This window comes from Agrobacterium sp. AGB01, from assembly GCF_014851585.1.
In the GTDB taxonomy this organism is placed as follows: Bacteria; Pseudomonadota; Alphaproteobacteria; order Rhizobiales; family Rhizobiaceae; genus Agrobacterium.
In genome coordinates, this window is sequence record NZ_JACVAB010000004.1 from 42,140 (window position 1) to 63,476 (window position 21,337).

Below are 21,337 nucleotides of genomic sequence, written 5' to 3' on the forward strand. Positions count from 1 at the left end.
AATTTCACATTTCTGTATTTTGCATGAAAACACGCCGCAATCGGCACCAAGGAACGCAGCATGGAAAAGACAAGTATCGACAGGGCTTTTGAAATCCTGGACCTTCTCGACGACGAAAGCCCAACCGTCTCTCCAGATGAAATCAGCATCAAGCTGGACCTGACGCGCTCAACGACTTATCGCTACCTGCGCGTCCTCTGTAATGCTGGCCTGCTGGTACAGCTTAGCCGTGGCAGCTATTCGCTTGGTCCGCGCATCGTGGAGCTTGAAAGAAAAATCCAGATCAGCGATCCGATGACGGCCGTCGCCAATGCCATCATGCCCGGATATGCGCGGCAGGTGCCAAACAGCGTACTAATCCTTTGCGGCCTCTGGGGAGACAGGGTTTTGTGCTTACGTCAGGAAAACAGTGCCGCAAATGGCATTGCTCCAGTGCCGTTAATGCGCGCCAGAGGTTTGCCGTTCTCTCTCTTCAAGGGAGCCGCATCGCTAGCCATTCTGGCCAATCTTCCATCAGCGCGCATTAAATCGCTATTCCTGAAATCAGGCACTGAGATTGCCCAGGCGAGCCTTGGCGATAACTGGAATGATTTCCGCCGGCGATTGCAGGGCATTAAAAAAGCTGGTCACTGCATCACTGTTGGCACATTCGAGACTGGGCTTGCGGCGATCGCTGCACCAATTTTCAATGATGAGGGTGCCGTCATTGGCAGCCTAACGCGTATTCTCAACCGCAGTCATGCGGAAAGTGATGAAGATTTGGCAAAGCAGGTACGCGAGGCTGCCGCCAGCTTCTCCCGTGAACTGCAAGTGGGGATGGCCGCGCATGCGCCAGTGACCCAGCAGGAGCATAGGCGCGATGCAGAGTTACTGGGAAGTTTGATTGAACATGTTTGATTAGTCGCATCGTGAGTTACGCACGACCGCCAATTTACATTTCCAGATTTCGTTATCGCGAGAGGGGATTATGCTACTGAGGCGTTGCAGCCGCGTAGAAACTCGCACGATCAATTTAAACTGTGTCCGCAATCGACTGATGAGTAGTCAATATACGTAGCAGACCGCTAACTTTACGGTCATTGTGTATCACAACCGTGGGATAAATTAGCGCTGGGCTGTAATTCTCGTCACTTGGACGTCACTTTGCTAAAAGCTTGGTGGCCTTCTGCAAACATCGCTCCGTCGACGTTAGCCGCAGAACGGAGCGGCGTGATGGAGATCGGTGTTACCGCATCTGCTTGTTCCAGCAGTGCTTAGAACATTGGAAATGCATCATGTCTTGTCTGGGTCAACTCCTGTCTTCTACGAGCCGTTGGCATTTAAAGAAATGTCGGTGTCTACACCGAATGCCCACCAAATAAGCGCTCATCGCTCAATTGGTGTGCGGTGCGCAAAATATTCGACCATGATCTAATATATAGATCTAATTTCGAGATCATTATACGCTTATAATTCCGCTTTTCATTCCGCGTATGGTTTACCAGATTGGGGTAACAAAAAACGGGAACTCAGAAACCGGAAGGTTTAAATCTTGTCAGCCAACGGCCGCACCACAAGTCGCGTCGTCCACGAAGTGGTCGCGGAGACGCTCATCGCTTATGGCACGGAATGCCTCTTCGGATTGATCGGAGACGCAAACCTTTTCATGGTCGATAGCTTCGTTAAGAACAAAGATGTCCGATATATCGCGGCAACTCATGAAGCGTCCGCCGTATTGATGGCGCTTGGATATGCCCAGCGGACCGGCCGTATCGGTGTCGCGACCATAACGCATGGACCTGCCCTGACCAATGCAATAACGGCGCTAGCCGAAGGTGCAAAGGGAAGCATCCCTTTGGTTCTCGTCTGCGGTGATACACCGCCGGATAATCTGCAGCATTTGCAGAAAATCAATCAACGTGAACTGATTGCGGCAGCTGGAGCCGGTTTTATTGAACTGCGCAAGCGTGAGACCGTCGCGGAAGATATCGCAACCGCATTCCGCAAAGCCCAGCTCGAACGGCGCCCCATCGTTCTAAACATGCGGGTCGATCTGCAATGGGAGCCCTGCGATGTCGTTCCGACAAAGCTGCGCATGCCCGAAACTCGGGCGCTGGTTCCGGCAAGTGAAGACCTCGACGAAGCACTTGGCATCATCGCCGGAGCACGGCGTCCGATCATTCTGGCTGGTCGCGGTGCTGCGAGCGCGGATGCGCGTGAAGCACTGGTCAAACTTGCAAGACAGATCGAGGCACCGCTGGCAACAACCTTGAAGGCCTCCGGGCTGTTTGAAGGTGAACCGTGGAACCTCGGCGTATTCGGAGGCCTCAGCCATCCGGCAACGGTAGACCTTATCGTGCAAAGCGACTGCATCATTGCATTTGGTGCAAGCCTCAGCCGTCACACCACGGAACAAGGCTCGTTCGTTCGCGGAAAACGCATTATCCAGATCATGTCGCGGCCCACCGATCTTGCCAGCAATGTCGTACCGACAATCGGACTGGTCGGCGATGCCGCCCTGATGGCAAATGCCATGTGCGACATGCTTCAGGCCGCAGACATTGAGCCATCCGGTTTTGCGGTTGGCGAGCCGCCGCAACGCGATAGCATTATCGAACAGGCAGCAAGCAAACCCAAGGCACTGCCAACGGGTGTGGTCGACATCGATTTCGCACTTGCGCGTCTCAACAATGCGACGCCACCCATCAGGACGCTTGTTACGGATCTCGGCCGCTTCGTCACGACCGCTTGGCTGGCTTTTCCGGTCACGGCCCCTGAAAATCTTATCCATACGGTGAATTTTGGCGCAATCGGACTGGGTCTCTCACAGGCAATAGGGGCAGCCATTGCATCAGCCGGAGAGCCGGTGGTTATGGTAGCAGGTGACGGAGGTTTCATGCTTGGAGGGCTGTCGGAAATCTCTACTGCAGTGCGGGAGAACCTCGCTCTCATCATCATCGTCTGCAACGACAACAGCTACGGGGCGGAACACATCCAGTTCACCAACCGGTCGATGAACCCTGAACTGTCGATGATCGGCTCGCCGGATTTCGCTGCAATCGCGAAAGCCATGGGCGCGGCGGGCGTGACGGTACGATCCGAAGCGGATCTGGACGTCGCCTGCCATGCCATCAGCAATCTCTCAGGCCCGCTTCTGATTGATCTCAAACTCGACGCCAATCACATACCGATGCGCTGAGCCCAGACACCAAGACATACAGTCAAGCATACCTATCAAAAGAAAAGGGGAACACATGCAATTGACACGTCGCAGAATGCTTCAAACATCGATGATGGCCGCAGCCGCCACGTCGATCGGTTTTCCGGCCTTTGCACAGGCCAGCCCTTTGATCGTCAACATGTTTGGCGGCCGCTGGGAAAACGACTGGCGCAATACGGTTTTGCCGAACTTTTCAAAAATAATCGGTCGCCCTGTCAATCTCGACATCGGTCTCGGCATGGGCTGGGTATCGAATTTTCGGGCCGCCGGCCAACAGAACCCGCCATTTTCCGCCGTCATGCTCAACGAGCGTTACACGGCCATGTTGCGTGATGACGGTTATTTCGAAACATTGACGCCTGAGCTGGTTCCGAACCTGGCCAATGTCATCGCACCCGCCCGTCTCAAGAACGACACCGCCGTCACTGGCATGCTGGCGCCTCTAGTCCTTGGTTATCGAACCGACCTCGTTTCCGAAAAGCCCCGCGGCTGGGCCGATCTATGGCATGAACGCTTCCAGGGGCAACTCGGCCTTTACGCGATCACCAACTCGGCTGCCATGATGATGGCGATGTGGACTGGCAAGCATTTCGGCTCGGGTTATGACGACATCGACACCGCCGTGAAGAAATTCGCAGAGCTGAAGCCCTTCCCGCAACTCGGTTATTCTGCTCAGCTGACACCGTTGCTGACCCAGGGGCAGATCGCGGTCGCGCCAATCGATCTCGGCGAGATCTCTACCATGCAGGCCCAAGGCGTACCGGTCGATTACGTCATTCCGGAAGAAGGCATGTTTGTTTTCGACCATTCCTTCAGCCTGTTGAAGAATGGCGCCGACAAGCAGGATGCCGCGAAATACATCGATTTCGTGCTTAGCCCCGAGACCCAGAGCTGGATGGCAAAAAACTGGTTGATCGCACCGACAAACAAGACGGTCGCGCTGCCACCTGAAGTTCAGAAATGGCCTCTCAGCCAGGAGGAAGTTTCGAAAGCCCTGCGTTTCGACTGGACGGAGGCCAACAAGATCAGCGCCGCCCTTTCCGATCAATGGGCACGGAACATCTAAAGCCATGGCAAAGGTGGAGGTCAAAGCGCTTACAAAGCACTACGCAGATGTCGTCGCTCTCGACGGCGTCAGCCTTCAGGCCGAGACCGGGGAGTTGATTTCGCTCCTCGGCCCCTCCGGCTGTGGGAAAAGCACAACCTTGCGATGCCTAGCGGGCTTCTTGTCTCCAGATTTCGGAGACATAAGTGTCAATGGCCAAAGCATTGTGGCAATGCCGTCCAACCGGCGTGATTTCGGCGTGGTCTTCCAAAACTACGCCCTTTTCCCGCACATGACCGTCGCCGAAAATGTCGGCTACGGTCTGTTGTTCCGCAAGATACCGAAGAGCGAACATCAGCAGCGTATCGACAACGCCCTGCAGATGGTGCGTCTCACCGGTCTTGCAGACCGCCTGCCCCGCGCTCTTTCCGGCGGGCAGCAACAGCGTGTCGCGCTCGCGCGCGCTCTGGTTATTGAACCGCGCCTGCTCCTGCTCGACGAACCATTGGCAAACCTTGACGCGCGGCTGCGTGACGAGGTCCGCTGCCTGATCCGCGAGGTTCAGCAACAAAGCGGCACCACTGCATTTTACGTTACCCACGACCAAGCCGAAGCCATGGCCATTTCCGACAAGGTCGCGGTGATGAAATCCGGCAGGGTCGCCCAATTCGCGACACCACGAGAAATCTATCAGCGCCCAAGCGAGCGTTATGTCGCCGATTTCACAGGCGAGGCAAACTTCCTTGCGGCGACAATAATCGGCTCCTCGGCGAATATGTATGGCATCGATGTGGCTGGCCGCTCAATTGAGGTTCCCGGCGTCGCAACACTGAAGAGCGGCGATCGCGCCGAACTTCTGCTACGCCCTGAATCACTGACACTGGTGCCCGACCCAGCATCGCCTTCGGCACTGTTTGAGGGCGTCGTTTCGAAGGCGGCGTTTTTGGGCGCCAGCCAACATTGCGAAGTCTCTCTTGGCACCGGCGGCATGTTGAAACTTGCCGTGCCGCCAAACACCGAGATTTCTGCAGGGGAGCGGGTCGGCATCTCAGTTGCGCTCGAACACGCTTGGCTGATGCCGGAGGTGACGCCATGACCAGAGGCCGGAAATTGCAGATCCTGCTGGGCATTCCAGCTGTCCTGCTGTTATTTGTGTTCCTCATCCTGCCGCTCACCGGCATGGTGGAAATGAGCTTCCGCACATCAGGCACCAACGCACCTTACGGGGATGGCTTCACCACCTCCCATTATGTGCGCGTCCTCGGCGACAGCTTCTTCATGACGACGCTCTTGAGAAGCCTCGTGACCGCAGCGATCGTCACGGCTTTATGTCTGATTGTTTCCTATCCACTGGCCTGGCACCTGTCCAAGGCGCGGGGTGGCAAGGCACTGCTGCTTTATGCCTGCATCGCGTCGCCTCTGATGACCGGGGTACTCGTTCGCAATTTTGGATGGATGATTGTAACCGCAATTGATGGTCCGTTGAACGCCTCGCTGATCGGGCTTGGTCTGATCTCGAGGCCATTGCGGCTCCTGTTCACGCAAGGCCTTGTGATCATGGCGCTGGTCCATGTCTTCGTTCCGTTCATGGTGCTGCCGATCAACAATGCGCTGCGCAACATTAACCCGGCTCTGTCGGAAGCGTCACTGTCGCTTGGTGCAGGCAGGGTTTCAACCTTCCTGCGCATCATCCTGCCTCTCAGCTTTCCGGGCATACAGCCCGGCGTGATCCTTGTTTTCGTGCTCAGCGTTGCCGCCTATGTGACACCGGCCCTGTTGGGTGGCCAGATGGTCAACCTCATGCCGACACTGATCATTCGTGAACTGACCGGCACATTTGCCTGGCCGTTCGGCTCGACGCTCGCAATCGTCATGTCGGTCGCCACACTCTCCATCGTCATCTGCTTTTCGCTGCTGACGGCCAAGCTGATGGAAAGGGTGCGCGCATGACGACTATCGCCTCACCTCACGGACGCGTTGCACGCTTTTCATTTGGCGCCCTCGTTCTTCTTCTTTACGTATTTTTGCTCGCGCCGCTGGCGGCCATCATGCTCGCTTCGTTTACTGGCGGGGAATTGATGCGTGTACCGCCGCAAGGGCTTTCGCTGCGATGGTTTGTGGCGTTTTTCCAGCGTCAGGATCTGGTGGATGCCCTGTTCATGTCACTTCGGCTGGCGCTGGTGACCAGTCTGGTGACAAGCGTGCTGGGCATTATGGCTGCCCTGTGCAGTCAGGCCTTGTCGAAAAGACTGGCGATGGTCTTCCAGATTTCGATGACACTGCCGTTGCTGGTGCCTGAACTTCTAACCGCGATCGGCCTGTTGTTCTTCCTCTATCAGATCGGGCTTGCCAAGACGTATTTGGGGCTGCAGATGGGTCATATCCTGATTGCCTTTCCGTATGCCTATGTCTCGATCATTGCGGCATTCCGGCAGATCGATCCGGCCATGGAAGAAGCCTCGGCAAGCCTTGGTGCCTCGGCCTGGGATACGTTCCGGCGCATCATGTTGCCGCTTGCGGCACCCGGCGTCGTGATGGGCGCGGTCTTCGCCTTTATAACATCCTTCGACCTCTACACGATCTCACTGCTGTTGAAGCCGGTCGGCGGCAACACCTTGCCTTTGGCGCTGTTCGACTTCCTGACCTACGAGTTCAGGCCGACAGCGGCGGCAGCGGCAACGTTATCGATCCTGCTCTCTGCCCTGGGCGTCGCCCTGATCCAGAAAATTGTCGGCCTTCAACGTGCGTTCTGACCGCAGACTGCTTAGCGAGAATATCCTGTCATGACATTGTCCTTGCATCCCAGAAAAATCCTCTATCAACTCGTCAGCCCGCTGCACCGCGTCACCAGCACTGGTGAAGTGGAACGCCGACAGAAAATGTTGCGCGGATGGGTTTCACCATCGGTTCACATCGACATTGCGTCTCCCGAGACCGGTCCTGATGTCATCGAATCCCAAGTCGATGCGGCAATGGTTTTTTCAAACCTGCAGCCGATTGCGCCGCAGTGGAGTGAGGCCGGTTATGAGGCCGTCATTATCGGCTGCTTTAGCGATCCGGGTATGGATGCCTTGCGGGAACTGACTGGTGCGGCAGTCATCGGACCCGGCGAGGCATCACTATTGGCGGCGGTGCAATTTGGGGAGCGCATTTCCGTACTGTCTTCCGACCCAACACCACAGGGCCTGCGGCGGCGCATCCGCTCAATGGGGCTAAGCGACCGTTTCGTTTCCGAACATATCGTCGGCGCCTCCGTGGCCGATCTGCGTCGCCGGCCCGAAAGCGCGTTTGACAAGATGATCCAATCGGCAAGGCACTGCGTCGATGATGGCGCCGATGTCATCGTGCTTGGTTGTCTCGCCATGTGTTTCGTCGATGGTCTGGTGGAGCGGCTTCAACGCGCACTCGGCATCCCGATCATCAATCCCGTCGTCGCGGGGATCAAATCTGCCGAAGCCTCGCTGAGCTACGGCATCTCGACCAGGTCGAGAACGGCCAGCGAAAAAACAGCATGAGGAGCATCTGAATATGGCAGCAACATTCGAGACGGATGGGATCGAGGCGCTTGCAGCGGCCGCACACAAAAGTCAATCCCGGCATGTCGCAATCCCTGATTTCCGCTACCCCGAAGGGGTTCAGATCGCCGTCAACTTCACACTCGACTTCGATGCAATGCTGCTTCGACGGTTGTGGAACGAGCCAGCGCTCCAGCGCAGCAAGGGCGAGTTTGGCGGGCGCGTCGGCATCTGGCGCTTGCTCGACATGTTCGATGCAAACGACGTCAAGGCGACCATATTTACACCGGGGCGTATCTGCGAGCTTTACCCGAAAGCCTTGCATCGCGCGGTCGAGGCCGGTCACGAGCTGGCCGACCATATGTGGGAACATCAGGTTCCGGATGATCTCGCTCTGGAAGAAGATCATCTCGGCAAGGCAATTGCAGCCCTTTCAAAGATCGCAGAGGCTCCAATTATCGGCACACGAAGCAGCCACACTCCGGCTCTCTTGCGTAAAATGGGGGTGACCTACAACTCGTTCACATCTGCCCGCTCAATGCCGTTTTATCAGACGGACCAGAACGGTGAAAATGTGATCCTGCAACTCCCCTTCCACTATGCCATTGATGACGCGATGTATTTCAGCTTCGGCTGGCTCGGCACGCCCAATGCAGCGCAGAGGATCTATGATCCTGATTATGTCCTCGATATCTGGTGGCAGGCCTTCCAGCAGCAGTATCGCGTCGGCGGTTATTTCAATCTTTTGCTGCACCCGTTCGTCTCTGGTCATGCCGCACGTGTCGACATGCTGGAAAAACTGATCCAGCGCATGAAAACGCTACCAGGCGTCTGGTTCCCGACCTGCGCGGATGTTGCTCAACATTGCTTCGAGCACTTCCCTTTCGATCAGCAGAAACTTCCGTCTAAGTGAGATAGCTCAATGCCTTGGAAACAGGACTATACGATATCAGACGAGATCGGCATTGCCGATGCAGACATTGCTTGGCCACATGAAAAACAATGCGGTTTCAGCATCGTCGTGGACCTTAGCCCGGCGACGTCACCGTCAGGGCTGGACGAAAAATCGCTTTCTTACCCCACCTATCATTTCGGGATGAATGAAGGACTGGATGCCTTCCTAGAAACCTTCGCCAACCACCGGCTCAAAGCGACCTTTGCTGTGCCGGCCGCAATCGCGAAAATCTACCCCGCGACGATCGAAAGACTATCGGCAGCAGGTCACGAGATTGCCGTGAATGGTCTGCTCGGTGAAGACCCGCTGACATTGAACGACAAGGCAGAGGTACAACGGATCACCCAGGCGACCGACATCATGACTGAAGTGATCGGCACGCGACCCAAAGGCTGGTTCTCTTTGCCGCGCCCGACCGATCCGTTCGCCACTGGCAATGTCAGCGGCAGAACAATCGATCTGTTGATCGACAATGGATATGACTATTTCGGCAACGGCCTTGCGGACGACGCGCCCCATTATTGGGTCACGGATTTCGACACTCGCCGCAACCTGCTGACGCTTCCCTACTATTATCACTTTGATGATCGTTTCTTCCTAATGTTCCCGGCCGAGGGTACCGGGCTGGAGCGACCTGATGTCCTGCTTCGCAATTGGAAATCAGAGTTTTTTGCGCAGTACCGGCGTGGTCGTTACTTTTCCATGACGGTCTCACCACAACGCAGTGGTTGGGGGCACCGTCTCAACAATCTCGACACCTTCCTGCGTGAAGCCGTTGCCCTGCCCGGATTGTGGAATCCCACAGGTTCCCAGATCGCAGACCATTGGGTCAGCCAACATCCTGCAGCGACACATCTCAAGCTGGAAGCGTCGATCTGGCAAAATCATGAAGGAAGCCTCAGCTGATGGCCGTGGACGCTGTGATGACCGATAACGAGGCCCTGCTTGAAGGCTTGATCGACTGGGTGAAATTCGAAACTCCGACCGGCCGTGTCGATGTCATCGGCGCGTTGCTCGACCACATCACGGCGGAGGCTGCTCCACTCGGCTGTGCGATCGAACGGATCGCAGGCCGTGATGGCATGGGTGATCATCTGGTGCTGCGTTTCGACGGCGGTCCGGGACGTGGTATTCTCTGCACCAACCATCTTGATACGGTCTGTGCACCGGGTTCGATCGCCATGCGGCGGGATGGTGACAGGTTTTATGGCCCAGGCATTGCCGACATGAAGGGCGGCGCCTACCTCGCCTTTTCGGCAATTCGCAATATCGTACGCTCCGGCGAACGAATGCCAGGCCCATTGACGCTGATCTTCAACACTGATGAGGAAATCGGCTCACCTACCTCCTATGCGCTTATCCAGGAAGAGGCACGCAAGGTCGCCTGTGCCTTGATCCCCGAGCCGGCTCGTGGTGACGAGGCAATTACCTTTCGCAAAGGTCGCGCGAAATACCGTATCGACATAACAGGTCGCGAAGCCCATGCTGGGTCTGCATTTGCCGACGGTCGCTCGGCCATCTCAGAGCTTGCCCGTACAATCGTCAAACTGGACGCCATGACCGACCTTGCAACAGGCACCACAGTCAATGTTGGTGCCATTGGCGGGGGGACGGAGCCCAATGTTGTGGCCGGCGCGGCACATTGCCTTGTCGATGTGAGGTTTTCGTCAAATAATGCCGGATACGCCACTGAACGTGCGATAAACCACATTGACCCATATAACCCTGATGTTTCGATACAGATCAACGGTGAAATCGAAAAGCCCTGTCTGGAACGGAGTGATGCGACCGTCGGCCTTTTCGAACATGCCAATGCCATCGCGCATGACATCGGCAGTTCGCTGATTGAGACCTCCAGTGGCGGCGGTAGCGATGGCAATTTCACCTCAGCCGTCGGCACGCCCACGCTAGATGGGCTCGGAGCAATCGGCAACTTCTGGCACTCTCCCAACGAGCACATCCTGGTCTCGGCACTGGCGCGACGCGAATTGCTGCTGCGTCGACTGTTCCTTAGCCTCGGTGCCTGAACACATACACCCTGCTCGCACACCCATTGGATTATCAACATGCTTTCAACATTCGGATCAACCCGCAGTTCCATCAAGACAAACCACGCTCTCCTCACGCCGGAGAGCTTTGAGCGCGTCACCCAGCCGGGGTGGGAGAGCGCAGAATTTGTCTATGTGATCTCTCCCCAAATGGGTGCACGGTTCAGCATGGCATTGGTGGAAACGAGTGCGCAGGCAGAGGCTACGATCGGCTCATCCGAGCTTGCAAGCTTCCTGTTCGTGCTCGATGGCCAGCTCGAGATCAAGACCGATGAAGCGAGCCACGAACTCGGCCGGGAAAACTTCGCCTTTTTGCCTCCATTCCTGGCAACTCGACTGGCTTATGCGAAAAATACGCGTTTCGTGCTTTATCAATGGCGCTTCATTGCAAACGGCGAGCAATACCCCAAACTCCTTGTGAGCCATTCCAGCGAATGCCCGTCATTTGCGCTGCGCGGCGATGATGCGCTGCAGGTGCAAAAGATGCTGCCCATCGACCCCATATTCGATGGAGAATTCAACCTGATGAGCTTCGAGCCCGGAGCATCACTTGCTTATGTCGAAACTCATTTCATGGAGCACGGACTGCTTTTCATCGACGGCGGCGGCATCTACCGGCTGGATGACAATTGGTATCCGGTGCAGAAGGGCGACTTTATCTGGATGGGGCCGCATGTTCCGCAGTGGTTCGGCGCGCTTGGTAGGGAACGATCCCGCTATTTGATTTACAAGAACTACAATCGCTCGCCGATGGCGGGCTGAGTATTTCGACCGGGACGGTCACTCGTCCATGGTGGAGAAATAGGTCTTCGCCACCTCGGCAAAAGCAGCAGCGGCGGCGACCGGTGTCCGTCCGGCGCTGCTACAGCAAGACAGGACGCCGAACTTGATGACATCCTCCTTGAGATCGATGAAGGCGAGACGTTGGGGGCTGTTACGGATGAACCGACCCGTGACGATGCTCACCCCCAGACCCGCCTGGACCATGGTTCGCAGGAAGGTGAATGAATTGGTTTCCATGATCGGATTGATCTTCAAATCAGTAGCAGCAAATGCATCATCGAGCATCCGACGCAGAGCGAGAGAACGATCAGGGAGGATGAAATCCGCGCCATCAATATCCTTCAATCTGACTTGTTTGCGGCGTGCAAGCGAATGACTGGGCGATGTGATCAGATACGTCTTGCGCTGCATGACCGAGAGGAAATTGAGTTCCTTGATCGAAGGGAAATTGTAACCGAAACCGATATCCACGTCGCCGTCATGCAGTCGCTTGACGATTTCGGGCGTGTTTTCAACAATCGTCTTGAAGGTAAGGTTGGGATAACGGCTGTGCAGTTCGGCAATGACATCGGGCAGCAGATCCATGGCGATAACTTCGTTGACACCAATCCTCAGGTGCCCTCTTTGAAGCCCCTTGAGCTCGCTGATTTCATCGCCAGCAATCGCCAGTTCGTTCATCACGGAACAAAGCCGATAATGCAGAATGCGGCCGGCTTCCGTCAGGCGAAGCCCCGTCGGGCCTCGATCACGATCAAACAGTTTCGTGTCAAGATGCGCTTCCAGAAGGCTGATCTGGCGATTGATGGCCGATGCGGCAACATGGATTTCGTCCGCTGCCTTTCGAAACGATCCATATTGTACAACTTCGAAGAAGTATCGCAACGCCGTCAACCGCGCCAAGCGCGGAACCGTTCTTTCATCCATGCCAGATTACCCGTCGCAGAGGTATCCTCATAATGAGACTGCTCCCTCGAATTTGCTTTAACCCCATTGTTCTATAACAGGATTTCCCGCTTGACTATGACGAATGATTACCAGACCAAAGAGGCGCTTGCCGACCTCGCAGTGCTGTTGGGTGCGACGGGTTATCTCACCGGAACCGATGTTCGCGAACGCCATTCCAAGGACTCATCGACTGCAAATGCCTGCATGCCTTTGGCCGTTTTGCGACCGGCGGATACGGAGCAGGTTTCCGCCATCATGCGGATATGCCACCGCGCTGGCATGCCCGTGGTGCCGCAGGGTGGATTGACCGGCCTTTCCGGCGGCGCAGTGCCCAGCCCTGACAGTGTTGCGCTGTCATTGGAAAGAATGAAGGGCGTCATAGAGGTCAACATCGAAAATGCAAGCCTGACTGTATGGGCCGGAGCGGCTTTGGAAACAGTACAGGAAGCCGCCCTTACGGCAGGCTTCGAATACCCTGTTGATCTCGGTGCGCGTGGATCGGCAACGATCGGTGGAACGATCGCGACCAACGCAGGCGGTATTCGTGTGCTTCGACACGGCATGACACGCAATCAGGTTCTCGGGCTTGAAGTGGTGCTCCCAGACGGCACGATCGTCTGCAACTTGCGTTCGATGCTGAAAGACAATGCCGGCTTTGACCTCAAACAGCTGTTTGTCGGAAGCGAAGGATGCCTTGGAATCATAACCCGGGCAGTCCTACGGCTTTCCCCTGCCCCGCGTGATCGGCAAACTGTCCTCTTTGGATTGCCGAGCTACAAGTCGGCGCTGCAATGCCTCGCTTCAGCCAGACGGGTTTTCCAGGCAGACCTCACCGCATTCGAAGGCATGTGGCCCGCATACTGGAACATCGCCAACAAGATGCTCGCGGTATCCCGCAAACCGATCGAGACGGAACATGCGCTTTACGTGCTCATGGAAATCAGCAGCCAAGACAGCGAGCAACTGCATGTCTGGCTGGAAGAATGCTTCGCCGCAGAACTCATCACGGATGGGGCTGTTGCGAGCTCGCTATCCGATGCTGCGGCCATGTGGTCGATACGTGAAGCCATTGGCGACATAGGTCGCGAAACCGGCGGCCACCTGAATTTTGACGTCGGCCTTGCACCAACACGCCTTGATGATTTTATCGAGGCGTGTGAACTGGCGCTCAAAGATGTGATCGAGGAAGAGGTTTTCTATCTCGGACATATAGCCGACGGTAATCTTCACGTTATTGTTCCGATACCACCAGGAGATCACGTCCTCGAAGCTGAGGTTGAGCGCCGTCTCTTCGACGTTCTAGCCGAGCGAGAAGGAACCGTCACAGCGGAACATGGGATCGGTACGCTCAAAAGGCCTTGGATCGGAAAAACCAGAACTCCTGAGGAAATCCAACTTATGCAGGTATTAAAAAAGGCAATCGATCCAAGGGACCTGCTCAATCCAGGGAAAGTTGTCGACAACAGTGCATCGTAACAGGATACTAAATCGTGTTCCTAGCAGCGTTCGAATGAGAGTCATCCGACGACCAGTTGTGATAGCTGGCGCTAAGGTACTTCCTATTTACGATACCTGCCGGGTTGAAGCGGTTTATGGAAAATCCAAACGTTTTGTTGAACGTCTAAATCTCTAGAAAGCGACCACCCAGGTTTCCTGTAGGTTGGAGTTCGACGCATTTGCGCCTTCAACGCACACCGACTGACAGGACGATCGCTAAGACAATTTGAAATCAATGACTTCAATGAAGAGTCACTTGCATATGGCTGTCGAATTCTTATACGGTGAGCTTTACAAACTGTCACAGTAAGGAACCTCACGTGAAGTCTTCGGGGCCATCGGCGGCGCAGAAAAAGCCGCGTTCTCTTGAGGCGCGAATATATGCCATCTACCCCGATCTTTCGCCCACCGAAAAACGCCTTGCTGATGTTCTTTTGCAGTTCCAGATGGATTTGCCGAGCTACACGGCCGGTGAGCTGGCACAAAAGGCCCAGGTATCAAAGGCGACTGCGGCCCGCTTAATCCGCACTTTAGGTTACACCAGCTATCCTGACGCAAAGCGCCAGGTCAGAACAGATCAACATTGGGGTTCACCTCGCGCTGGTCTGGCTGATCCCGATCAGGCACCATCAGGCACAGTGTCGATCAGCAACACAGTCCAGTTGGACATTGATAATATCCGCGCGACAGCGGAAAGTATTCCAGCGAAAACGCTGGCCGAGGCGAGCGATGCTATCGTCGGCGCTCGGCGCCTATGGATCATGGGCCTTCGCAGTGGCTACGGTCTTGCCCACCAGGCTGCGCATTACTTTACCGTTATCAAAAGCGACGTACAGGTGCTACCAACCGGCAACGCCAGCTACTCACATGAAGTCGCGTCCATGACACCTGGCGACGTGCTGCTGGTTATTGCCTTCCGGAGGCGTCCACGGATTTTGCCCACGATCCTCAAAGAGGCCCGTGCAGCAGGTGCAAAAACTATTCTGATTAGCGATCTCAGCGCTGCCGCAAGCGCTAAGGCAGCAGACCTTGTGATCAAGTGTCGTACGCAATCACCCTCGCCGTTCCACTCATTCGCGGCAGCTTTGACCGTGATCAACTACCTGGCGTGGAGTGTCACAACTGCGATGGGTCAGGAAAGCCTAGACCGTTTTGATCGAATTGACAGGTTGGTCAAGTCACTTGACGACGTGTCAATGCCGCAATGAGATATTCAGTAGCTACCCAGAAGTTGATGGCGCGATGGAGTAGCCCAGACGCGCTGCTTTGACGTTGAAATTCCGCATTTCACGAACATCTCGGCAAGACCAACGGCAGCACTGACACCATCAATGACAGGAAGCTTGTGTTTTTCCTGCAGTTCCGCTGCAAATTCCGCCATTCCTGCGCATCCCAAAACGACGGCTTCTGCCCCCAGCTGGATTGATTTTTCGATAAAATCCGAAATCCGGTCTGCAGCCCTACTTTCCGGGTTTTCAAGTTCGAGAACTGGAATATCCGTCGCAAACACCTGTCGGCAACGGCGACCAAACCCATATCGCTGGATGTTGTCTTCAATGATCGGTGCTGAACAAGAAAGCGTGGTTACCACACAGAAACTGTGAGCGATCAGGCTTGCGGCATGGAACGACGCTTCTCCAATGCCAATGACAGGTTTGGATGCGATGGCGCGCGCCGCATCCAGTCCAGTATCATCGAAACATGCAATGATATGCGCATCTGCACCGTTTCTCTCGGCTTCGAAAATTTCCTTGAGCAATCCAGGCACGGCCATGGCCCCGTCGAATGGTCCTTCAATTGCGGCGGGACCTATAGCGGGCTGCGACCCGATAATATTTGTTCCGGAGGCAGCGACAGTCCTTGCCGCAATGCAGATACGATCCGTCATTGCCTGCGTTGTGTTGGGGTTAATTAAAGCAATTTGCATGACGTTCTCCGGAGATGACCAGGCTTCATCACGCCCGCATTTCTAGGCAGTTCGTGAAGATAAATGGGTGACGGCTGACATCCGGGTGTTGATGTGCTCACGCCGGATCAGCATTTCAGACACAGTTGAAAGATGGAATTCCGTTTAGATCGCTGGTGCGAACCCAGACTTAATATCTGGCATGTTTTGCAGTAGGCCATAATTGACCATCATCATCGCGTAGCGCGCGGTGGCTTCCACATCGATATCAAGACTGCGTTGCCATGTTCCCGATGTTATCAGGTGCTGAACAATGTCACCCATGCGCGCAACATCAAACGCACCCAAACGACGTGCAACGATCTTCGCAGTGTCATTCTGATTACCGTCGAGTATCCAGTTTACTGATTTCTCGATCGCACTCTTGAAGCGCATGACTGGAGCTTCGGGATAAATGTCGCCAGCCCGGGCATAATAAACGCTCCATGGCACCGGGCCGGCTGCTTCGGCCAAAGTCGCAGCAATGGTCGCTCCCTGCTCAACCATTGCAAACGCTGTGCCCGGTTCAGCCAGGAAGAAATCACCCAGGCCGCTTGTCCAAAGACCGCGCATCGTTTCGATGTGAAGATCGCGTACGAATTTCACTTTGCTCAGGTCCACGCCGTGTTCGAGCAGTACTCCCTCGAGAAACATCCATTGGCTCGTCGCAGCCAACGACAAAAGCACTTTCTTTCCCTCAAGCACTCTCCAGTCGAATACGCATTCCAACGGTCTACGAGAAACAAGAAACGCCGGGTTGCGATGGCAAACCGCAGCAACCGGCGCCAGGTTGGCAATATTGAGATCATGATATGCAAATGGCAGCCATATTCCGCCCAGTGCTATATCGGCCCGGTTCTGAACCAGATTATCTGCCAGCCACGACCCAGCCGGACCGGCATCGATGTTGAACACAACATCGAGATCCAACTCGTCAAAGAAGCCAAGCTCCTGGGCAACATATTGTGGAGCAAACTTTGCAGCAGGAGAGGATTCGGTTACTCGTATACGATCAGCCAACGGACAACCTCACAACACGCTGGATAGAAAAGCGGCGGTACGCGGATTGCTTGGCGCAGACACCACGTCTTTTGGCTTTCCTTTTTCAACGACATTACCTTCGTCCATCAATACGAGTGTATCGGCCACTTCCATGGCAAATCCGATTTCGTGCGTGACGATAACCATGGTGCGACCTTCCTTGGCAAGGTCCTTGATGACCGCCAGCACTTCGCCAACAAGTTCCGGATCGAGTGCTGAGGTAGGCTCATCAAACAGCATCAGCTTTGGTTGCATAGCCAAAGCGCGGGCGATGGCGACACGCTGCTGCTGACCACCTGACAGCTGTGCGGGAAAGTTGTCTCTTTTTTCATAGAGGCCAACACGTTTGAGAAGAGAGGTCGCGAGATCACGCGCTTCCGCTTTGCTTAATCGACTAAGCAGAACGGGTGCCTCCATTATGTTTTCAATTGCCGTCTTGTGGGGGAACAGGTTGAAACGCTGGAACACCATTCCAATTTCTGCCCGGCGCGCCGCCAGTTGCTTCTCCTTGAGTTCAAACAGCTTCCCGGCGCGTTCCTCGTACCCCACCAGTTGCCCGTCTACCCGCAGCTTGCCACGATCGATGGTTTCGAGGTGATTGATGCACCGCAGGAATGTACTTTTGCCTGAGCCTGAAGGACCGACAATGCACATGACCTCCCCTTTTTGAACTTCAAGATTTACGCCGCGCAATGCTTCGAAGTTACCGTAATATTTGACGATCCCCTCGGCTGAAACCATGCTAGTCATGCGCGTACTCCCGCGAATGGATTGAAGGAACGTCCGATCCGGTTCATTAACGTCTGGGTTGGCTGCCGCTGCAGATCACGCTGGAAATGTTTCTCGAGATAGTGCTGGCCAATACTGGCGACCGTCGTCAGGGCCAGATACCAGATCGAGGCAACGATCAGCAGCTCGATGACAAGGAAGTTTCTCGCATAGGTGTTCTGCGCCTGGGTCAGCAGATCATGAGTCCCAATCACCGAGACCATTGCTGTTGCCTTGAGCATACCGATTGCCTGGTTGCCAGTTGGCGGCAGGATCACCTTGATGGCCTGCGGCAGGATAATGCGCCGCATTGCCTGGCTGCGCATCATGCCAAGTGCCTGTGACGCCTCCATTTGTCCACCATCAACCGACAGGATACCGCCACGGACAATCTCCGCCATATTGGCCGCCTCGTGTAAAGCAAGTGCAAGCAAGCCAGCGCTGTAGGCGGAAATCAGCAGGTTCGTTGAAATTGAGAAGTCACCAATACGGACGACAGGAATGAACAGGGCAATGTTGAACCAGAAAAAGATCTGGACCATCAAAGGCGTCCCGCGGAAAAACCAGACATAAGCTGTCGAGACGGTGCTCAGTACCGGGTTAGCGCTCATTCGCATGACTGCTAATAACACGCCGATAGTCGTACCGATCACCATTGCAAGAATAGTGAGTTCAATGGTGACAAGAACTCCGCGCAAAATCGCGGGGTTAAAGAGATATTCCGGAATGGCGTTCCAACTGATGCTTTGGCTTGCTGAGATAATGTAGACAAGGAAGCCCTGTAAGCCAAGAACAGCCGCAGCGCCGATCATCCTGCCCCAGTGGCGAAGTGGAACAGTCTCCATCTCGGATGCAGGAGTAGTGGAAGGGTGAGTTATTTCAACCGACACGCGCCCTCTCCCTTAATTCTTTTTGAGATTGGCAGCATCGTTCAGCCGCGCGTTTTCGATCGCAAGCGGCGCCAATTCCCACTTTTCAAGCATTTTGGCGTAACTGCCGGAGTCAATCAGCTTTTGGAAGGCTTTCAGCAGAGCGTCACGCAATTCGTCATTGCCCTTGGCAAGCGCAATGGTGTTGTAACCAACGTCCTGGCGCACTTCAGGCAACGCTTCCATGCCAACACCGTTCTGAATTTGATGTTTGGTGGTGTAAACACCTGTCGCATAACCGCCGACAGTCGCAGCTGCTCGACCCGTACGAACAGCAATCAGCACTTCAGGCTGCTTCGGAATGGACAATACCTCGATTGGATCCTTGCAGACCTGCTCTGATGTTTGCTGGACCAGAGCTTCCTGGGCGGTGCCTACTCCAACCGCAACTTTCTTGCCGCACAGGTCTTCCATAGACTTGATGCCGAGAGGATTGCCCTGCTGCACCATGATGGTTTTTCCATCATACATGTAAGGGATCATATCCATTTCTTTTTCGCGCTCGACCGTAGCAGCCATGCCGGAAATTGACATATCGAAACGCCGGGCTTTCAAGGCAGGTATCAGTGCTGCAAAATTACCAAGATCGGTCATCTCAAATTTTACACCAAACATCGTGCTGAACGCGTGGATGATATCGGCGTCGAGGCCAATAATCTCGGTATTGTCTGGTCCCATGAAGACGATTGGCGGCGTGTAAGCGGTTGTCGCAACCGTCACCTTGCCAGCATCTCGCATCGCCTTCGGCAACATATCCTGAAGCGCCTGGTCAAAAGCAACCTCTTGTGCGCTACCGGCAAATGGCATCGCAAACACGCCCGCCAGCATCGTTAGTGCAAAGAGTTTTGTTTTGGATACGTGCATGGCTTTAGTTCCCATTTTTTGTTCACCTCTAATTTGCCCGGCTTTTACCTGAGCGCCCTTTTAACGAAACGTTGAAACATAAATTTCACGATGTCAACAATATTCGAAAATGAAAACGCCTCGTGATTTCGTCACGGCAATTTTGAAAGTCTTCCGAAAACCGCCAAAAAATCAGCTTTTCTATAATGTTTCATTGCCCCGAGATTAAAAATTATCCCGAGTGACCTTGCAGATTGTAAAAAGCCCGCTTGATTTCAAGCCAGAACCTGTGTTCTTTTGTTGAAAATTATTTTTCACATCGGCGAGGAAATTTCACATGCTTCACAAACCCTCAAAAGATCTGGCTGGTCGTTACAGAAATCTGCTTGACGGTTTCCAGCCCAGTTTTGACTTCGAGCCGGTTCCACCTCTGCCCGTTGAAGAGTACGAAGATCGGTTGAGGCGCATTCGGCAGGAGGCATCGAGTGCTGGATATGACGTGCTTGTCATCCACTCGGATGTGATTGGCTGGTATCACACTTCAAACTCCTACCTGCGTTATGTGTGTGACTGGATGCGTGAGGGCGTCCTGATCATCCCGACTGACGTAAACGAGCCACTGACACTGCTATCCTTCTTTGGAAGCTCGGTTCTGTTGCCACCCGCCGGTGAACCTTTGCTGGTCAAAGACATCTGGCAGATAGCTCCCTGGGGCCGGGAGTATCTGGATCGACCGGGCTCTGCGAGCGAAAAGACCGGTCAGGCCTGTGCCAAGTGCCTGCAGGATCTGAAACTTGATCGGTCTCAGATCGGTCTCATCGGCGATCGCAGTTCCGAACCCTACTGGGATGCTCTGAAGGAGGAACTGCCTAAATCTCGTTTTGAAAAAGCCAATGGCATTGTTGATCGCATGCAGCGCGTCCGGTCAAAACGGGAAGTGGCAATGGTTCGCGCAGCCTCGCAATTGATCAGCATCGGCTACGAAGCCGCTTGCCATGTGACCAAACCAGGTGTGACCGATCACGAAATCTACGCAGCTTTTACGCATGCACAACTGAGCCTTGGCGGCGAGACCGGAGACGGCTATCAAATCGGCATCAACGAATACGGGACGCATTGCGGCAAACCATTCGGCCATGTCGTACGCCATGGCGATCTCATCAATCTCTATGTCTCCAATGTAACTTACCGCGGATACTACGCGCAAACAGCAAGAATGATTGCGGTGGGATCTCTGACTGAGCGCCAAGAAGAGGTCATCGAGACATGCCTTGATGGGATGCGGCGAGCAGAAGCCATCATACGCCCAGGCGCACTCGCACGGGATGTCAACAACGCCGCTTTCTCTGCCTACATTGAGCGCGGCTTCCTCACCTCACCAGAAGCACGTGAAATGCCATTTAACTGGCAGGCAATGCCGGATGGCTCCCCCCGATTGATCCCCCGTCAATATGTGCCATCCCCTTCCTGGGAGGAGCAGGGACGGAAGCTCATGCATGTTTACCCGGCAACCCACGGTCCGCATAACCCGAACCTCGGCCATTCGGTCGGCATGCCGAAAATGGCGAACTACAATATTTCCTCAAACAATTACGGGGAACTTGAGGAAGGCATGGTCTTTGTGCTGCACGCCCAGTGGCTGGAACCCTTGTCTGCTGGCTGCAACATTGGAGATTGCTATACGGTGACAGCGGATGGCTACGAAAATCTCAGCCACCATACGCCACTCGAACCCTATCGCGTTCGCTAAAAACGTCTTGCCAACAACAGTGTAGCCAGCCTGCAAAGGCTGCACTGTTAATTCCTCACGTAGAATCTGTCAGG

The 21,337-nt window shown here is 54.7% G+C and carries 20 protein-coding genes; 14 read left to right on the forward strand and 6 right to left on the reverse strand.

Annotated features, from left to right (window positions below):
* Positions 1–60 precede the first annotated feature (60 nt).
* From IB237_RS15020 to allE, 11 genes are all read left to right on the forward strand, one after another.
* Positions 61–897, forward strand: coding sequence for an IclR family transcriptional regulator (locus IB237_RS15020; protein ID WP_192489504.1), 837 nt, complete (start codon positions 61–63; stop codon positions 895–897).
* A 634-nt stretch (positions 898–1,531) separates the two neighbouring features.
* The gene (locus IB237_RS15025; RefSeq protein WP_210323968.1) at positions 1,532–3,178 is read left to right on the forward strand and encodes a thiamine pyrophosphate-binding protein; all 1,647 of its coding nucleotides are present in this window, start codon (positions 1,532–1,534) and stop codon (positions 3,176–3,178) included.
* A 55-nt stretch (positions 3,179–3,233) separates the two neighbouring features.
* Entirely contained in the window at positions 3,234–4,265 is a 1,032-nt protein-coding gene (locus IB237_RS15030) for an extracellular solute-binding protein (RefSeq protein WP_192489505.1), read from the forward strand.
* Between the two features lie 4 nt (positions 4,266–4,269).
* Positions 4,270–5,340, forward strand: coding sequence for an ABC transporter ATP-binding protein (locus IB237_RS15035; protein ID WP_192489506.1), 1,071 nt, complete (start codon positions 4,270–4,272; stop codon positions 5,338–5,340).
* Entirely contained in the window at positions 5,337–6,194 is an 858-nt protein-coding gene (locus IB237_RS15040) for an ABC transporter permease (protein ID WP_192489507.1), read from the forward strand. Before IB237_RS15035 ends, IB237_RS15040 begins: the two co-directional genes overlap by 4 nt.
* Positions 6,191–6,997: an ABC transporter permease gene (locus IB237_RS15045; protein WP_192489508.1), complete on the forward strand. Its 807-nt coding sequence runs from the start codon at positions 6,191–6,193 to the stop codon at positions 6,995–6,997. The genes IB237_RS15040 and IB237_RS15045 overlap by 4 nt, the downstream gene beginning before the upstream one ends.
* Positions 6,998–7,027: 30 nt before the next feature.
* Positions 7,028–7,759, forward strand: a complete 732-nt coding sequence (locus IB237_RS15050; protein ID WP_192489509.1) for an aspartate/glutamate racemase family protein — start codon at positions 7,028–7,030, stop codon at positions 7,757–7,759.
* 13 nt (positions 7,760–7,772) lie between these two features.
* Positions 7,773–8,672: a polysaccharide deacetylase family protein gene (locus tag IB237_RS15055; RefSeq protein ID WP_192489510.1), complete on the forward strand. Its 900-nt coding sequence runs from the start codon at positions 7,773–7,775 to the stop codon at positions 8,670–8,672.
* 9 nt (positions 8,673–8,681) lie between these two features.
* Positions 8,682–9,620 (forward strand): polysaccharide deacetylase family protein, encoded by a 939-nt coding sequence (locus IB237_RS15060; protein WP_192489511.1) that lies wholly within the window; start codon positions 8,682–8,684, stop codon positions 9,618–9,620.
* Positions 9,620–10,741: a M20 family metallopeptidase gene (locus IB237_RS15065; protein WP_210323969.1), complete on the forward strand. Its 1,122-nt coding sequence runs from the start codon at positions 9,620–9,622 to the stop codon at positions 10,739–10,741. Before IB237_RS15060 ends, IB237_RS15065 begins: the two co-directional genes overlap by 1 nt.
* 39 nt (positions 10,742–10,780) lie before the next feature.
* Positions 10,781–11,524 carry a (S)-ureidoglycine aminohydrolase gene (allE, locus tag IB237_RS15070; protein ID WP_192489512.1) on the forward strand — a complete coding sequence of 248 codons (744 nt, stop codon included), beginning with the start codon at positions 10,781–10,783 and terminating at the stop codon, positions 11,522–11,524.
* A gap of 18 nt (positions 11,525–11,542) precedes the next feature.
* On the opposite strand, the gene IB237_RS15075 is transcribed toward allE, so the two are convergent.
* Positions 11,543–12,469 carry a LysR family transcriptional regulator gene (locus IB237_RS15075; RefSeq protein ID WP_192489513.1) on the reverse strand — a complete coding sequence of 309 codons (927 nt, stop codon included), beginning with the start codon at positions 12,467–12,469 and terminating at the stop codon, positions 11,543–11,545.
* A gap of 96 nt (positions 12,470–12,565) precedes the next feature.
* Here IB237_RS15075 and IB237_RS15080 point away from each other — a divergent pair, with 96 nt between their 5' ends.
* Positions 12,566–13,966, forward strand: coding sequence for an FAD-binding oxidoreductase (locus tag IB237_RS15080; RefSeq protein WP_192489903.1), 1,401 nt, complete (start codon positions 12,566–12,568; stop codon positions 13,964–13,966).
* Positions 13,967–14,307: 341 nt separating this feature from the next.
* The gene (locus IB237_RS15085; protein WP_192489514.1) at positions 14,308–15,195 is read left to right on the forward strand and encodes a MurR/RpiR family transcriptional regulator; all 888 of its coding nucleotides are present in this window, start codon (positions 14,308–14,310) and stop codon (positions 15,193–15,195) included.
* A 5-nt stretch (positions 15,196–15,200) separates the two neighbouring features.
* Here IB237_RS15085 and IB237_RS15090 read toward each other — a convergent pair whose 3' ends face one another.
* From IB237_RS15090 to IB237_RS15110, 5 genes are all read right to left on the reverse strand, one after another.
* Positions 15,201–15,914 carry an aspartate/glutamate racemase family protein gene (locus tag IB237_RS15090; RefSeq protein ID WP_192489515.1) on the reverse strand — a complete coding sequence of 238 codons (714 nt, stop codon included), beginning with the start codon at positions 15,912–15,914 and terminating at the stop codon, positions 15,201–15,203.
* A gap of 144 nt (positions 15,915–16,058) precedes the next feature.
* Complete coding sequence (locus tag IB237_RS15095; RefSeq protein ID WP_192489516.1) at positions 16,059–16,952, reverse strand: ABC transporter substrate-binding protein; 894 nt, start codon at positions 16,950–16,952, stop codon at positions 16,059–16,061.
* Positions 16,953–16,961: 9 nt separating this feature from the next.
* Complete coding sequence (locus IB237_RS15100; RefSeq protein WP_305852555.1) at positions 16,962–17,723, reverse strand: amino acid ABC transporter ATP-binding protein; 762 nt, start codon at positions 17,721–17,723, stop codon at positions 16,962–16,964.
* Positions 17,720–18,586, reverse strand: a complete 867-nt coding sequence (locus tag IB237_RS15105; RefSeq protein WP_192489905.1) for an amino acid ABC transporter permease — start codon at positions 18,584–18,586, stop codon at positions 17,720–17,722. The genes IB237_RS15100 and IB237_RS15105 overlap by 4 nt, the downstream gene beginning before the upstream one ends.
* Before the next feature lie 57 nt (positions 18,587–18,643).
* Positions 18,644–19,534, reverse strand: a complete 891-nt coding sequence (locus IB237_RS15110) for an ABC transporter substrate-binding protein (RefSeq protein WP_192489517.1) — start codon at positions 19,532–19,534, stop codon at positions 18,644–18,646.
* Positions 19,535–19,850: 316 nt separating this feature from the next.
* Here IB237_RS15110 and IB237_RS15115 point away from each other — a divergent pair, with 316 nt between their 5' ends.
* Positions 19,851–21,263, forward strand: coding sequence for a Xaa-Pro peptidase family protein (locus IB237_RS15115; protein ID WP_192489518.1), 1,413 nt, complete (start codon positions 19,851–19,853; stop codon positions 21,261–21,263).
* Positions 21,264–21,337 lie beyond the last annotated feature (74 nt).